At 71.0% G+C, this 15,281-nt stretch carries 12 protein-coding genes; 10 read left to right on the top strand and 2 right to left on the bottom strand.

Annotated elements, in window-relative coordinates; genetic code table 11:
* Positions 1-109 precede the first annotated feature (109 nt).
* The 9 genes from ACIP6W_RS02680 to ACIP6W_RS02640 all read left to right on the top strand — a co-directional run bounded on the left by ACIP6W_RS02680 (position 110) and on the right by ACIP6W_RS02640 (position 13,404).
* Positions 110-1,009, top strand: coding sequence for a DUF5819 family protein (locus tag ACIP6W_RS02680; RefSeq protein ID WP_400428121.1), 900 nt, complete (start codon positions 110-112; stop codon positions 1,007-1,009).
* The gene (locus ACIP6W_RS02675) at positions 1,009-2,199 is read left to right on the top strand and encodes an HTTM domain-containing protein (RefSeq protein ID WP_400428118.1); all 1,191 of its coding nucleotides are present in this window, start codon (positions 1,009-1,011) and stop codon (positions 2,197-2,199) included. Before ACIP6W_RS02680 ends, ACIP6W_RS02675 begins: the two co-directional genes overlap by 1 nt.
* Positions 2,196-3,650, top strand: a complete 1,455-nt coding sequence (locus ACIP6W_RS02670) for a phytoene desaturase family protein (protein WP_400428115.1) — start codon at positions 2,196-2,198, stop codon at positions 3,648-3,650. The genes ACIP6W_RS02675 and ACIP6W_RS02670 overlap by 4 nt, the downstream gene beginning before the upstream one ends.
* Before the next feature lie 705 nt (positions 3,651-4,355).
* Positions 4,356-6,455, top strand: coding sequence for a beta strand repeat-containing protein (locus ACIP6W_RS02665; RefSeq protein ID WP_400428112.1), 2,100 nt, complete (start codon positions 4,356-4,358; stop codon positions 6,453-6,455).
* 156 nt (positions 6,456-6,611) lie between these two features.
* Positions 6,612-9,761 carry a hypothetical protein gene (locus ACIP6W_RS02660; protein ID WP_400428109.1) on the top strand — a complete coding sequence of 1,050 codons (3,150 nt, stop codon included), beginning with the start codon at positions 6,612-6,614 and terminating at the stop codon, positions 9,759-9,761.
* A gap of 141 nt (positions 9,762-9,902) precedes the next feature.
* Entirely contained in the window at positions 9,903-10,616 is a 714-nt protein-coding gene (locus ACIP6W_RS02655; protein ID WP_081985203.1) for a 1-acyl-sn-glycerol-3-phosphate acyltransferase, read from the top strand.
* A 121-nt stretch (positions 10,617-10,737) separates the two neighbouring features.
* The gene (locus ACIP6W_RS02650) at positions 10,738-11,175 is read left to right on the top strand and encodes a hypothetical protein (protein ID WP_271826275.1); all 438 of its coding nucleotides are present in this window, start codon (positions 10,738-10,740) and stop codon (positions 11,173-11,175) included.
* Between the two features lie 133 nt (positions 11,176-11,308).
* A complete protein-coding gene (locus ACIP6W_RS02645) occupies positions 11,309-12,418 on the top strand; it encodes a M23 family metallopeptidase (protein WP_400428106.1) in 1,110 nt (369 codons plus the stop codon).
* 128 nt (positions 12,419-12,546) lie between these two features.
* Positions 12,547-13,404, top strand: a complete 858-nt coding sequence (locus ACIP6W_RS02640; protein WP_209683967.1) for an NAD(P)-dependent oxidoreductase — start codon at positions 12,547-12,549, stop codon at positions 13,402-13,404.
* Between the two features lie 13 nt (positions 13,405-13,417).
* Here ACIP6W_RS02640 and ACIP6W_RS02635 read toward each other — a convergent pair whose 3' ends face one another.
* A complete protein-coding gene (locus tag ACIP6W_RS02635; RefSeq protein ID WP_066652222.1) occupies positions 13,418-13,681 on the bottom strand; it encodes a hypothetical protein in 264 nt (87 codons plus the stop codon).
* Between the two features lie 9 nt (positions 13,682-13,690).
* On the bottom strand, positions 13,691-14,212 hold the full coding sequence (locus ACIP6W_RS02630; protein WP_066652224.1) for a MarR family winged helix-turn-helix transcriptional regulator: 522 nt from the start codon (positions 14,210-14,212) through the stop codon (positions 13,691-13,693).
* A gap of 146 nt (positions 14,213-14,358) precedes the next feature.
* On the opposite strand from ACIP6W_RS02630, the gene ACIP6W_RS02625 reads away from it, so the two are divergent.
* A complete protein-coding gene (locus ACIP6W_RS02625; RefSeq protein ID WP_209683965.1) occupies positions 14,359-15,252 on the top strand; it encodes an alpha-E domain-containing protein in 894 nt (297 codons plus the stop codon).
* Positions 15,253-15,281: the final 29 nt, after the last annotated feature.

Here is a 15,281-nt window from a genome sequence, read left to right as displayed (position 1 = left end):
CGGGCTGTGACGTATTGTGTATTTCACATCTTGTCCACAACCCGACACAGAGAGCAGTATGTCCGCAGCAACGACACCCCTTGCGAAACGACGCCCCGTAGTCCGCGTCGTGCTCGTCCTCGTCACACTCGTCACCGCGTTCCACGTGTTCGCGCAGTTCCTCTGGATCGCCCCGGCCTCCGCCCTCCGCGAGCTCGTCCCCGGCAACCTCCTGTACTCGTGGCAGATCCCGTGGTTCGGCCAGAGCTGGTCCGTCTTCGCGCCGAATCCGATCAACGGCAACTACCACCTCAAGGTCCGCGCGCTCGTGAAGGACGGCTCTGGCGAGCACGTCACGCAGTGGATCGACGCGACCGATGCTGAGTACCGGATGCAGTACCACAAGCTCCTCCAGCCGCGAGCGGCATCGCTCGCATCAGAGCAGGCCTCCGACTACAAGACCGCGTGGGACGACCTGACCAAGCGTGAGCAGGAGATCGTCTCGTGGGGCTACTGGAAGGGGGACGTGCCGAAGGGCCGCTTCGAGAAGGCGCTCCGCGGGGCAGCCGGTGACGACGAGGACGCCAAGAAGGCAGCCGGCCGCTTCATCTCGAAGCATGCCTTCACCCTCGCCTACGCCACGCAGGCCGCGCGAGCCGTGTGGGGCGACGACGTGGTCCGCGTGCAGTTCCAGGTCTACCGGCAGAACGCGATCCCGTTCGCCGAGCGGCAGGACCCGGCGGCCCAGGAGCCGCCGAAGCAGCAGGCGCCGACCGGCTGGCGTGCGCCCTTCGTGATCGCCGGCCAGTCGCAGGAAGCCTTCACGAAGGTGTTCCGCCCGCTCGTCGAGGACCAGCTCCACGACGAGGACGGCACCGCCACCGACCAAGACGCCCCTGCGCCGACCGCACCGCAGAGCACGTCCCCGGCGGAGCCGGCAGCGCCGGCCGCGCCGGCTGACGCAGCCACTCCGGAACCCGCCCCGGCCCCGATCCCGGCCGAGCCCGCACCCAACCAGGAGCAGCGCTGATGGTGACCACGATCCTCCAGTCCGTCCGACGTGCTGCCGGTGTCGCCCGCAGCCTGTCCGCCGAGTTCCTCGACCTGGTCCTGGGCCTCGTCCTCCGCGCCGCGACGTTCAGCGAGCAGTGGCTGACCGGCCGCAAGAAGGCCTTGTACGGCCTCGCGGTGACCCGCTTCCTGCTCGGCCTGCTCGGCGCGGGCATGGTCCTCACCAACTGGTCGACCCGCTACTACGCGTACGGTGCCGGATCTGCCTGGACCGGCGAGCACCTCTGGCCCGGCAGTGACTTCGCCACCCTGTGGCTGACGCGCTTCTTCCACGACATCGGCGAGCAGGACCTGCTCCTCAGCCTGGCGATGGCGGGGCTCCTGCTCGTGTCGATCGCCCTCATGCTCGGCTGGCACACCCGCATCGTGATGCCACTCTTCCTGCTCGGGTACGTCTCGTGGATCGAGATGAACGACCTGCTCAGCGACCAGAGCGACAACCTCGTGCGGATGGTGCTCATCTACATGCTGTTCGCCGACCCGGCGGCGCGGCTCTCGCTCGATGCCCGGCGTCGCGCGAAGAACCGCACGGCGGTCCGACGATGGTCCCGCTGGCGCGCGCGGCTGCACCCCTACGACACGATGTTCAACAACCTCGCCGTCGTCGTGCTGGTGCTGCACGTCGCGTTCATCTACATGTCCGGTGCGCTGTACAAGGCGCAGGGCGACACCTGGTCGCACGGCTACGCGGTGTACAACCCGCTGCACGTCGATCGCTTCTCGGTCTGGCCGGAACTCGCCGACGCCATCACCTGGTGGGGGCCTGCGGTGGTCGCGATCTCCTGGGGCACGATCGTCATCCAGATGATGTTCCTGCCGATGCTGGCAACGCGCACCACCCGCATCCTCGCGCTCATGGGCGTGATGACGTTCCACCTGGGCATCGGCATCCTCATGGGTCTGCCGTTCTTCTCGCTCGCGATGATCGCCGTCGACGCCGTGCTCGTCCGCGATCGCACCTGGCGGGCGATGGGCCGCGCGGTCCGCGACCGCTGGCGTGCTCTCGGCGATGGCGAAGCGGCCCAGAGTCCCGCCAAGCCGGTGTCCGGACGACGTTCTGCCGGTGCTGCCCCGACACCCGGGTCACCCGTGCGCGTTGACGACGAGGCCGAGGTGTCCCAGGACGCCGACCTCGTGGGGAGCCGGTGAAGGCGTACGTCGTCGGCAGCGGTCCGAACGGTCTCGCCGGAGCGATCGAGCTCGCTCGGAACGGTTTCGACGTGACCGTGCTCGAGGCCACCGCGCACATCGGCGGTGGCCTCGGGTCCGCGGAGCTGACCGAACCGGGGCTGGTCCACGACCTCGGCGCCGCGTTCTTGCCGATGGCCGTCGCCTCGCCGTTCTTCCGGAGCCTCGACCTCGAGGCCCTCGGCGTCCGCTTCCGACACGCCCCGATCGCCCTCGCGCACCCGCTCGACGACGGTTCAGCCGGCCTGCTTCACCACGATCTCGGTACGACCGCCCGTGGTCTCGGCGCAGACGGCGGGCCCTGGCGTGCGCTGTTCGAGCGGTTCGCAGAGTCGTTCCCCGAGCTACTCGACGACGCGATGCAGCCGATGGTGCACCTGCCACGGCACCCGCTGCTCATGGCCCGTTTCGGGTCGGTGGCCGCGCAGTCCGCAGCACGTGTCGCCGGCACCTTCCGCACCGAGCAGGGGCGGGCGCTCTTCACGGGCGTCGCCGCGCACGCGTTCGGTCCGCTCGACAAGCCGTTCTCGTCCGCGGTCGGCGTGATGCTGACCGCCGCGGCGCACGCCGTGGGGTGGCCGGTCGTCGAGGGCGGCGCGCAGGTGCTGGCGGATGCCCTCGTCCGGCACCTCGTCGACCTCGGCGGCACCGTCGAGACGCGACGCGAGGTCCGGACGATCACCGAGCTCGGCGATGCCGACGTCGTCCTGCTCGACACGACGCCCGCCGCCGCCGTCGCCATTCTCGGCGACGCCATGCCGCGCCGCTTCCGACGCGCGTACGGCGCGTACGTGCACGGGCCGGCGGCGTTCAAGGTCGACTTCGCGGTCGAGGGGGACATCCCCTGGACTGCGGACGGTGTCCGCGACGCGGGGGTCGTGCACGTCGGCGGCAGTGCCGCAGAGGTGTCGGCCGCGGAGGCACGTGTTGCCTCCGGCGCGTCGGCCCGCCAGCCCTTCGCGCTGGTCGGGCAACAGTACGTCGCCGATCCGGGACGGTCCCGGAACGGCGTCAACCCGGTGTGGGCGTACGCCCACGTGCCGTACGGGTCGACCGTGGACGCCACGGAACGGATCGTGCGCCAGATCGAACGGTTCGCACCCGGCTTCCGGGAGCGGATCGTCTCGACGCACACCACCGGGGCCATCGGTCTGGCGGCAGCCAACGCGAACTACGTCGGCGGCGACATCAACACCGGCGCCACCGGGTTCCGGCAGCTCGTCGCCCGGCCGATCGCGGGGCGCCGGCCCTACCGGACCGGTGTGCCGAACGCGTACCTCTGCTCGGCGGCGACGCCGCCGGGGCCGGGTGTGCACGGTATGGCCGGCGCGAATGCTGCGAATGCTGCGAAGGCTGCGAAGGCTGCCATGACAGGACCCGACATAACTTGGGATGCGCTTCCCTCCTCGTGAGGGAGGTGTTTCTGAAGCGTCACGGGAAAGGCGTTGAGTATTAGTGCATTGTGCCAGCGTCATCGAGATTCGGCACTCGGACTGTGTCTCATCAAGAAGGAAATGGAAGACTGAATGAACATCCGCAATAGAACGTTTTGTGTTCGCGACGTGGTGGCGCTGGCGGCAGCTGGTGTCCTCGCGGCTGGAGTCATCGCCATGGATGATTCGGCAGCCCTGGCTGGTGGCACTGGATCGGTTAAGGCTCAGTCAGTCAAAAAGAGTGAGTCGCGGCGGATCATCTGGAAGTCTGGGTCGACTTATTATGCACTCGGCACAAGTATCCATGTCGGGACGCATGAGCACATCACAGCCGATGCGTTCAAGACGTTGGAAGATGCTCAAAAGAACGCACAGCTATGGGATGTGCCGGCTCCCGGCGAGACGGGCCACATTGGCCCTACTGGCAAGGGCTACTGCGCGTACACATGGTTTGGAGTCCAGCAGCTCAATGGTAAGTGGAATCCCAACCACTGGCATCTTGAGGGCGAGGGTAGTTGTCAGCGCGAGGATTGGGTGGATGACAAGGTAGCGTATTTGGCTTCCTTCAAGATGAGTGACGACGGCAAGCAACTGATACCAGCGAAGGCTCTGCCCACCTCCACGCCCGTAGGCAACCTATTCCGATCCCCGGCAATCACAGAGATTGGTGGAACAAGCGGGCCTGTGGTTGGCTTCATCCCCGCTGGGAAAACCGAGCTGCAACCCGGTGACGATGCCGGCGGTGGCACCGACAACGGCACCGACAACACTGGTGGGGCTGACCAGGACAACGGCACCGACCAGACCGGTGGGGCTGACCAGGACAACGGCACTGACAACACTGGTGGGGCTGACCAGGACAACGGCACCGACCAGACCGGTGGGGCTGACCAGGACAACGGCACCGACAACGGCACCGACAACACTGGTGGGGCTGACCAGGACAACGGCACCGACCAGACCGGTGGGGCTGACCAGGACAACGGCACCGACAAGACCGGTGGCGCGGACCAGGACAACGGCACCGACAACACTGGTGGCGCGGACCAGGACAACGGCACCGACAAGACCGGTGGTGCTGACCAGGACAACGGCACCGACAACGGCACCGACAAGACCGGTGGCGCGGACCAGGACAACGGCACCGACAACACTGGTGGCGCTGACCAGGACAATGGCACCGACAACGGCACCGACAAGACCGGTGGTGCGGACCAGGACAACGGCACCGACAACACTGGTGGTGCTGACCAGGACAACGGCACCGACAAGACCGGTGGCGCGGACCAGGACAACGGCACCGACAAGACCGGTGGGGCTGACCAGGACAACGGCACCGACAACGGCACCGACAAGACCGGTGGCGCTGACCAGGACAACGGCACCGACAACACTGGTGGCGCTGACCAGGACAACGGCACCGACAACGGCACCGACAACGCCGGTGGCGCTGACCAGGACAACGGCACCGACAACGGCACCGACAACACCGGTGGCGCTGACCAGGACAACGGCACCGACAAGACCGGTGGCGCGGACCAGGACAACGGCACCGACAACACTGGTGGCGCTGACCAGGACAACGGCACCGACCAGACCGGTGGCGCGGACCAGGACAACGGCACCGACAACACTGGTGGCGCGGACCAGGACAACGGCACCGACCAGACCGGTGGGAACGTGAAGGGCTCGAACGCGAACTCCACCGCGAACAAGAACGCCGCGGGTTCGTCCACGGCGTCCTTCCGGGCCGACGACAACTCCAACGCGTCGATCGTCGGAGCTGCCATCGGTGCGGCGAACTCGGACAACACGGGTGAGGCCACGGCCGCGGGTGACATCACCGCGAAGTCCGCGGCGCAGGTCGCGGGCAACATGGTGACGACGGCCTCGGCGGACACATCCAAGGACATCGCCTCGGACGCCAACATCGCTGCCCTCGGCGCTGCGAACCAGGCGGCCAACGCCGACAACAGCAGTGGCACGAACGCGAAGGGTACGTCGGCGGGCAACGGCCGTGCCGGTGCCGCGTCGAAGTCCGGTGCCATCGCGACCTCGACGACGAACGCGTCGACCGAGGCCGGCGGCACCAGCCAGGGTTCGGATGACAGCCAGGGTTCGGACGAGAACCAGGGTGCGACGAACACCGACGGCACGAACCAGGGTTCGGACAAGAACCAGGGTGCGACGAACACCGACGGCACGAACCAGGGTTCGGACAAGAACCAGGGTGCGACGGACACAAAGGGCTCGAACGCAAACTCCACCGCGAACAAGAACGCCGCGGGTTCGTCAACGGCGTCGTACAAGGCGGACGACAAGTCCAACGCCAGCGTCCAGGGTGCTGCCCTGCCTGCGGCCAACTCGGACAACACCGGCGAGGCCACGGCTGCGGCGGACATCACCGCGAAGTCGGCGGCGCAGGTCGCAGGCAACATGGTGACGACGGCTTCGGCCGACACGTCGAAGGACGTGGACGCGAACGCCAACATCGCGGCGCTCGGTGCGGCGTACCAGGCGGCCAATGCCGACAACTCGAGCGCCACGAACGCCAAGGCGTCCGCGGCGAAGAACGGCAACGCCTCGGCAGCGTCAGCGTCAGCGGCGATCGCCAAGTCCAGCTCGGACGCGTCGGGTGACGCGGCGGGCAAGGCGTCGAGCGAGCTCGCCTTCACCGGCTCCGACGTCCTGCCGGTCGTCGCGCCGCTGGCTGCGCTGCTCACCGCGCTGGGCGGTCTCGTCCTCTTCGCGGCGAAGCGTCGCAAGTCGCGCGAGGACGCGTAGTCCCACCACCCGTCACCACACCCGGTGACACCGGGGAGGCGACGGCACCCGCCGTCGCCTCCCCCTTCTGCGTACCCCCGGGACGACCACCCGGGCGTCCGCACCTGCCCACGGCCAGACCGCCGCCCACCTGGGTGGCCGGAGACCAGGAAGCACATGCACCACTTGAACACCCAGCACGCCCGACGTCGTCGCGTGCTCACCACCACGGCCCTCGGGCTCACGACCGTCGTCCTCGGCAGCACCGCTGTGGCTGCCGCGGTCGTCCCGGCACCTGCTTCGGCATCGACCGTCGCCGAACACACCGCCAAGGCGTCGGCTGCTCTGCGCGGCGCCCCCGCTCCGGACCCGCAGGTTCTCTACTCCGAGGGCTTCGAGCACGACACCACCGACCAGTGGATCGGGCTCGAGGACTACGTCGGCGCCGAAGGGGAGCGCTACACCGCCGACCCGGCCTGGCTCGACCACGACCAGTGCAACGGCATCATCCTCGACGGCGCGACCACGGATCTGCCGTCCTCGTGCGGGGCTTCGTCGCTCCGTGCCCTCGCGACCGCACTCGGCACCGTCGGTGGCAGCGCGGACCCGAAGGCGAACCACGTCGTGAGTGCGTGGACGACCGACAAGGCCGTGCCGGAGGGCGCTGTGCAGGCCGAGTCCGTGCAGACCTCGAAGATCAAGGACCCGGGCCGGTTCATCTCGTTCGGCGTGAACGCCGCAGCGGCAGCCTGCGCGGACTACGTGCATCCCCTGCTCAACTTCGCGCTCATCGACGGCGAGGTCGAGCGACCGGTCTCCGACCACGCGATCGACCCCTGCACCGACGCAGCGTCGACGGACCTGGACACCGACGGCGTCCCGCTCCGCGGCGGCTCGTTCGTCTCGAAGGGCGGCCTGCTGTTCGACGGCGACGCGATCCGCTGGGTGATGCGCAACGAGCAGACCTCACCGAGCGGCAACGACGGGGCGATCGACCAGGTCACGGTGTTCGACTCGACGCCCGAGCTCCGCGCCGACCTGACCGGCGACGACCTGATCGTCGGTGACACGGCGCGACTCACCTTCACGGTGGTGAACACGAGCGAGGCCGGCAGCAAGCCCGGCTGGTCGTTCGAGGACCGTCTCCCCGACGCACTCCGCATCGCGGACCAGCCGAACGTCGCGACCACCTGCGCGAACGGCACGGTCGAGGCAACGGCCGGCGGGCACACCGTGCAGGCCTCCGGGGACCTCCGGAACGAGGAGGCCGGCTGCACCATCGCGCTCGACGTCACCACGACGACGCCGGGGAACCACACGCTCGACGCCTCGTCGGTCACCACGTCGCGCGGCCTCGAGGACGCCGTGGACACGAAGATCGCCTTCGCGGCCGAGCACAACGCGCTCACCGTGACCGAGGAGCCGCTCCTCACCGGCGGCAACGGCGACGCCGTCGCCGACCTCGGTGAGCAGCTGGCCTTCCGCGTCACGGTGACGAACGCCGGGAACGTGGCGATCCACGACCTCGCCGTCACGTCCGGACAGGACCCGACCGACTGTGTCGCCACGAGCCTCCCGGTCGGTGCCAGCACCACCTGCACCACCGCGGCTCGCGCGGTGACCCAGGACGACGTCGACGCCGGCCGCGTCGACGACTCGGTCACCGTGTCCGCGGCATCGCGACTCGGCGCAGCGGTCGAGGCGAACGCATCCGCATCCGTCCCTACGACAGCGGCCGCTCCGGCGCTCGGCCTGGAGGCGCGGCCCACGTCGTCGACGCCGGCCGCGGTGGGCGACGAGGTCGACCTGGAGGCCGTGGTCACCAACACGGGCAACGTCACGCTCCACGACGCCTCGGTCGAGGCCGCGGGCCGCGACCTGCCGGTCACCTGCCCGTCGACCACGCTCGCACCGGGTGCGTCCGTCACGTGCGCGACGGCGACCGGGTACCGCGTCGAGCAGACGGACGTGGACAACGGCGGCGTGACGCTGCAGTTCACGTCCGCGGCCCTGCCGCCCTCGGGTGACGCCGTGACGGCCGCTGCGACCACCGACGTCCGGACCCAGGACCCAGCTGCGGCGCTCGAGGCGTCGCTCTCTGCCTCGCACGACGACCTGCACGTCGGGGAGCCGATCGCGCTGCGGGGCACGGTCCGGAACACGGGCAACGTGACCGTGCACGACCTGTCGTACGCCGTGCCCGGGCGCCCGGAGCTGGCACCCGCGTGTGACGCGACCGAGCTCACGCCGGGCGCCTCCACCGAGTGCGTGGTCGGTGTGCACGAGGTCACCCAGGCGGACGTCGATGCCGGCCGGGTCGACGTCGCGGCCGTCGTCTCGGGCGCCGCGCCCGACGGCACCGCCGTCAGAGCCGATGCGTCCACGTCCGTCGAGGTCCCCCGTCACCCGGCGCTCGGCGTCACGGCGTCCGCGAACCTGGCGGCGTCGGAGCACGAGGTGCCCGAGGCGGGCGACCTGGTCGAGCGGAGCGCCACCGTGCGGAACGACGGCGACACGACGCTGACCGCGGTGACGGCCACGGTCGGAGGTGGCGAGGCGACGTGCGCGGAGATCGATCTCGCTCCCGGCGCGGAGACCGTCTGCCGTACCGAGGACAGCGCCCTCACCCAGGGTGACGTCGATGCCGGTGCGCTGACCGTCCCGGTCACCGCCGATGCTGTGGCCCCGGACAGCTCCTCCGTCGAGGCGTCCGACCGGGTCCGTGTCGGGCTCACCGGACGCGGCGGCCTCGACGTGCAGGGTGCGATCACCACGAGCACGGACGAGCCGCTGCGGCCCGGCGTGACGGTCGACGCGTCGTTCACCGTGCGGAACACCGGCAACCGCACGCTCGACTCGCTCGCGATCGAGTCCGAGGGGCTCGACTCGGCGGTGCCCTGTGGCGTCGACGAACTCGCGCCCGGCGCGACGACGACGTGTGCCACGGAGACGCCGACCCAGGTCACGTCGACCGACGCATCCGCCGGTGAGGTCGCGCTGACGGCTCGTGCCAAGGGTCGGCTGGTCGACGTCGACGGTGCTGCGGACGAGTCGGTCACGCGTTCCGGCCTCGTCGTGACGCCCGGTACGGCGCACGAACGACCGACGTGGGTGTTCTCGCCCTGGTTCTCGAAGCAGCTCCGGACCGAGCCGGCTCCCACGCCGGCGCCGACCGCAGCGCCGGTGGTGCCCGAGCTCGCGTTCACCGGGTCGACCGTGCTCGCGGCGGTGCCCCTGGCGGTCGGCGGGTTCCTCGTCGGGGTGCTCCTCTGGGGCCTCGCACGTCGTCGTCGCACGGCTCCCGGGCACGAGTCGCACGACGGCTGAACCGTGCAGCGTGGGGGCCTCGTGGTCCCCGCGCTGCTTCCATTCCGATCGCGGCATGCAGCCCGCTCCGCGCTCACTACACTCGGAACCTCCCACGACGAGGAGGCCCGGTTGCCCGGTACGACGAAGTTCGCCACCACGATGAGCCGTGCGGTGGTGACCCCGCTCGCGCGCCTGGTCTGGCGACCGCGCATCGTGGGACGGAAGAACGTACCGAAGCACGGGCCGGTCATCCTGGCGAGCAACCACCGGTCCTTCATCGACTCCCCGGCGATCACCCTCATGGCGCCGCGCAAGGTGTCGTTCCTGGCCAAGCAGGAGTACTTCACCGGGACCGGTCTGCGTGGTGCGGTGTCGCGCGCGTTCTTCGGCGGGATCGGTGCCATCGGGGTCGAACGCGGAGCGGGAGCCGCGGCGCAGCACGCCCTCGACCTCGGGCTCGAGCGGCTCGAGGCCGGCGAGGCCTTCGCCATCTACCCCGAGGGCACCCGGTCCCTCGACGGTCGGCTCTACAAGGGTCGGACCGGCGTGGCCTGGTTGGCGCTGACGAGCGGGGCGCCGGTGGTGCCGGTCGCACTCACCGGCACCGAGGACGTGCAGCCCGTCGGCTCGCGGCTGCCGCGGCTCGCCCGCGTCACCATCGAGTTCGGTGCACCGATGGACCTGTCCCACTTCGGCGAGGCGTCGTCCGGCCGTGCACGGCGCCACGCGACCGACGCCGTCATGGACGCGATCCAGGCGTTGAGCGGGCAGGAACCCGCGAACGCCTACAACAATCCGCCGTCGACGATCGTCGAGCGGGTCAAGCAGGTGCTGCGGCGCGACGACCCGACGCAGGCGGTCGAGCCCGACTGATCCAGAACGCGCTATTGCACATTCGGAATATCAGTGGTTGAATCGTCCTCGTGCCCGAGGCACGAGCCCAGTCGGACCGCCCAGGACGGCCCGATCCACCACTGACCGGAAGGCAAGCAGCATGTCCTCCACGCCCCTCTTCGACTCGATCTCGCGTCGGGCCTCCCGCGCCGCGACCACGGCTCCGGAACAGGCGCAGCCCGCGGTGACCCTTCCGGCGGCACCGGCACCGGCACCGGCACCGGCCCCGACGGCGACGCCCGCTCCGGCAGCAGCGGTCTCCGTCACCGCCGCACGCACCCGGGTCGTCCCCGCACCCACCTCGCCGCTGACGGCTCCCGTGTCCCCGATGCGGTCCGCCCTGGTGCCGGCTGCCCTCGTCGCCGCGATCGACGAGATCCCGCAGCGGGTCGGGACCGCGCTCCCGAACGAGGTCGCCGTCACGCCCGACCAGCTCGCGCTGGTCGAAGCGGTGACCGATGCGATCACCCGCGCGGTCGTCGACGCCGTCGTCGGGGAGCTCGAGCGCATCACGCGCGACGGCGTCGTCCGCGGCTGAGCCGACCGGCACCGCCACCGATGACGGACGACGTCCGAGCGTCCCGACACACCCCATCCCGACACACCCCATCCCGACACACCCCATCCCGACACACCCCATCCCGACACACCCGATCCGATCTCCCGACACGATGACGACGACCACGACCGACAGCGCCCCCGGCTCGGCGCCGGCGGCACCGATCCGCCCCCGCGGAGCGGCCCGCCGAGCGGCGAACGACGCCGCTGCCCGGTCCGTCCGTGTCGGCCACCAGACCGCCGAGGCGGCGGTCCCCCCTGCCGCCGCCTCGGTGTCCACCACCACCACCACCATCGACGGCGCTCGGTCCGGAGCAGCCCTGCCGAGTCGTCGTGACCTCCGCACCCCTCGCCGGTCCGCCGATCGTCCCGGCAGGCTCGGCAAGCACAACAAGCACGGCCTGCGCGTACCCGACCTGCGCGTGCCCGACCCGCGCGTGTCCGGGCGACCCGGGCGTGACCGGCACGTCCCCGAGCTCCGCAGGGGCGTCGCTGTCGGTCGGCCTCAGCGTCCCGCGGCGCTGCCGGCGGCCCGATCGGGGTCGTCCTCGCGACTCCTCCCGGTGACGGCGTCCGCCCTCGCAGCCTGCCTGGTCGTCTCCGTGTCGACCCCGGCCGCCGCACTCGACGACCCCACCGGGTTCGGTCTCGGCGCCGCACCCGCATCCGCACCCGCGCACCAGGTCGCCCCGGCGCCGGAGCAGCACTACCGCGTCGCGTCCGGCGTCACCGTCACCGTCGTCCGCGACGGCTTCGACGTGCAGGCGACCCGGGCGGGTGGCGATCGACACGGCCGTGTGCAGATCACGACGGGCTCGGACGTGGTCCGTCCCGTCGCAGGGACGATCCCGACCGCCGGAGGCTTCGGCGGTCGGCAGGTCGCCGGGTGTGGTGCGTGCTCGACGAACCACCACGGGCTCGACTTCGCCGCGGCATCCGGGACGCCCGTCGTCGCCGCGATGCCCGGACGGGTCGTGTCCGCCGGGCCGCTCGGCGGGTACGGCAACCAGGTGCTCCTCGCACATCCGGACGGCACGCAGACGCGGTACGGGCACCTGTCCCGCATCGACGTCCTGCCCGGGCAGACGCTGTCGGCCGGCGAACAGCTCGGCGCCGTGGGCAGCACCGGGGTCTCCACCGGCCCGCACCTGCACTTCGAGGTCATCGTCGGCGGGACGCCGATCGATCCGGCCCCGTGGCTCGCCGCTCGCGGCCTGCTCTGAACGGGTCGCACCGGCGACGGGTGTCGGCGTCCGCACGCCGACCGGGCCAGGCTGGTCGGGCCGCGCAGGCGTAGCGTCGAGAGCGACGTCGGCAGGGTGCCGGACGCAGGACGGAGACAGTGGTGCGCGTGACGGTGCTGGGTACGGGGACGATGGGTGCAGGGGTCGCGGGGTCGCTGCTGCGCGAGGGCCACCGGGTGACCGTGTGGAACCGCAGCGCCGACAAGGCCCGCCCGCTCGGCGACGCCGGCGCCACCGTGGCGACGGACGCTGCCGCGGCGGTCAGCGACGCCGAGGTCGTCCTGCTGACGCTCTTCGACACCGATGCGGTCGTCGACGTCCTCGAGACCGCTGCCGGGGACGCTCCCGCGGACGCCGTGTGGGTGCAGGCCTCGACCATCGGCGTCGCGGGGACCGAGACCGTGGTGCAGTTGGCCGAGAAGTACGGCATCACCCTCGTCGAGGCGATGATGCTCGGCACGAAGGCCCCGGCGGAGCAGGGCAAGCTCACCATGCTCGCCGCCGGCCCGTCGGACGTGCTCGACCGTGTGGACCCGGTGCTCGACGCCATCGGGGCGAAGACCGTCCGCGCGGGGGAGCGGGTCGGCGACGGTACGGCCCTGAAGCTCGCGGCCAACGCCTGGGTCGCGTCGATCACCGCCGCCACCGGCCAGTCGCTCGCGATCGCCCGTGCGCTCGGACTCGACCCGCAGCTGTTCCTCGACGCGATCGACGGCACCGCGAGCGACTCGCCCTACGCGCACACGAAGGGTGCAGCGATGATCGGCGGTGACCTCGCGCCACAGTTCGCCCTCGACGGCCTGCGGAAGGACATCGGGCTGATCGGCGACGCGGCACGGACCGCGGGGGTGTCGACGACCCTCCTCGACGCGCTCGACCGGGTCTACGCCGACGCGAGTGCAGCCGGGCACGGCGCCGACGACATCGCTGCGGTGGGCACCGCCTTCGCCGACGACCAGCGGTAGGCCGCCCGCCGGGTCAGTCTCGGCGCAGCCAGCGCAGCACGGCGCCGCGGAGTCGTCCGACGGCCTCGTCGTTCATCGTGTTCGCCAGGTCGAAGGCCTCCCGCGCGGGGTCGGCGCCGTTCCGGATGCGCCGGAGTGCGGCGTCGGCCCGGGCACGCGCGTCGAGCTCGGCGAGCGGCATGTCGTCCTCGGGGTCGCGCGCGTGCTCGCGGCCCGGCTCCTGCGACCGCGGACCGAGCGGTGGGACCCCGACGGGTTCGTCCGGTGCGCTGGGCATGGGACGAGGCTACGCGGAGCGCTCCGTGTCGGCCGCGTCCTCGTCGTGGTCGACGACCCGGGCCATCTCCTCGAGGAACGCGACGATGACCGACATGTCCGTCTGGGGCAGGTGCTCGGCGACCTCGATCGCGCGGGTGTCGAGCTGGTCGATCACCCGCAGCACCTGCCGCATCGACCCGCCGGACGCGGTGAGGATGACCCCGCGGCGGTCGTGGGGGTCGGGGTGTCGTTCGACGTGACCGCTGCGGACGAGTCGGTCCACGAGTGCCGAGGTCGACGCCGGCGTGATCTCGAGTCGGTCGGCGAGTTCCTTCGCGTTGACGGAGCGTCCCTCGGACTCGGCGTCCAGCAGGACCCGGAGCGCGAGCAGTGCGTTCTCGCCGATGCCGAGTGCCTCGCGCGCCCGGCGCTGGGCAGCGCTCTCGGCACTCCGGTACCTACGGAGCGCGTTCAGTACGTCCACCGCGTCGACCCTGGATCCTGACCCGTACCAGAAGCCCGTGGTGGTGTTCGTCACCTCGGTCGTCATACGGACAATGCTAGACGCTCTAGTTAGATTGTCTAGCGAGTGTCCCCTGGGAGCGCGTCTGCCGGATGGCTCGCAACACCCGTGACGCGGTCCCGAAACACCGCCGCAACGCCCGCTCGGTAGCTTCGCCGCATGCAGGAGCCGACGTGCTGAGCCGACTCGCGGGGAGCGTGTTCCACGTCGGGAGCGCGGTGGAGCGGGCCGACGTGGTCGCGAGGATGCTCGACGTCTACGTCGTCCGGCCCGACGCGGGTGTGGTCGAGGAGGAGTCCACGGTCGGCTCCGTGCTGCACCGCGTCGTGGGGGCACGCGCGCCCGCACGACGCCGTGAGCGTGCGGCCGTCGTCGAGTCGCTCGCCCTCGACCGGCACGAACCCGCCTCGGTCGCACACGCGGTCGGTGTGGCACGGGACCACGCCCGTCGCGCGCGCGAGGTCGTGTCCACCGAGCTCTGGGACTGCCTCGACGTCACCCGGTCGCGCATGCCGCGCAAGGTCGCCGTCGACCGGGCGCACGAGTTCCTCGCGTGGGTGCGGGAACGGAGCGCGCTGGCCGTCGGCGTCGTCGAGGGTGACGTCAGCCGCGACGAGGTGTGGGAGTTCTTCACCCTGGGCAGGTCCCTGCTGCGGTGCGGCCTCACGGCGCGGTTGCTGGCGTCGTCGCTCGTCGATGCGGGGTCGGCGGCGTCGTGGACCACCGCGCTGCGGGCGTGCGGTGCCGGCGAGGCCTTCCGGCGGGGGCGCGACCACCACGGCGTCGATCCGCGGGACGCCGCCGGGTTCCTGCTCCACGAGTCGCACAGTCCGCGGTCGCTCGCGTTCCTCGCGGCGCGCGCCGACGACTGCCTCGCGGACGTCGCGCCCGCCTGCGTGGGGGACCAGGTCGCCGCGTTCCGGGTCGCGCGTTCGGCGCTCGGACGCGTGGAGGTCGGTGCTCCGGACCGGATCCGAGCCGCCGCCGAGGGACTCGCCGCCGCGGTCGACGCCGTCGTCGCGGCGCTCGAGGACCGCGTCTTCACGGTCGCGACCCCCGCGCGCTGAGCTGCGGTCGTCGGGCGGGGCACAGCGCC

This window comes from Curtobacterium sp. NPDC088465, from assembly GCF_044753165.1.
Classification (GTDB): domain Bacteria; phylum Actinomycetota; class Actinomycetes; order Actinomycetales; family Microbacteriaceae; genus Curtobacterium.
The sequence above is the reverse complement of the archived record's forward strand: the minus strand, read 5'-3'. Positions and strand labels throughout refer to the sequence as shown.

Excerpts from the sequence above, each read along its gene's own strand:
- ACIP6W_RS02650 (WP_271826275.1), top strand. The coding sequence starts at position 10,738 with ATGTCCTCCACGCCCCTCTTCGACTCGATCTCGCGTCGGGCCTCCCGC.
- ACIP6W_RS02675 (WP_400428118.1), top strand. The coding sequence starts at position 1,009 with ATGGTGACCACGATCCTCCAGTCCGTCCGACGTGCTGCCGGTGTCGCC.
- ACIP6W_RS02655 (WP_081985203.1), top strand. The coding sequence starts at position 9,903 with ATGAGCCGTGCGGTGGTGACCCCGCTCGCGCGCCTGGTCTGGCGACCG.
- ACIP6W_RS02660 (WP_400428109.1), top strand. The coding sequence starts at position 6,612 with ATGCACCACTTGAACACCCAGCACGCCCGACGTCGTCGCGTGCTCACC.
- ACIP6W_RS02630 (WP_066652224.1), bottom strand. The coding sequence starts at position 14,212 with ATGACGACCGAGGTGACGAACACCACCACGGGCTTCTGGTACGGGTCA.
- ACIP6W_RS02635 (WP_066652222.1), bottom strand. The coding sequence starts at position 13,681 with ATGCCCAGCGCACCGGACGAACCCGTCGGGGTCCCACCGCTCGGTCCG.
- ACIP6W_RS02645 (WP_400428106.1), top strand. The coding sequence starts at position 11,309 with ATGACGACGACCACGACCGACAGCGCCCCCGGCTCGGCGCCGGCGGCA.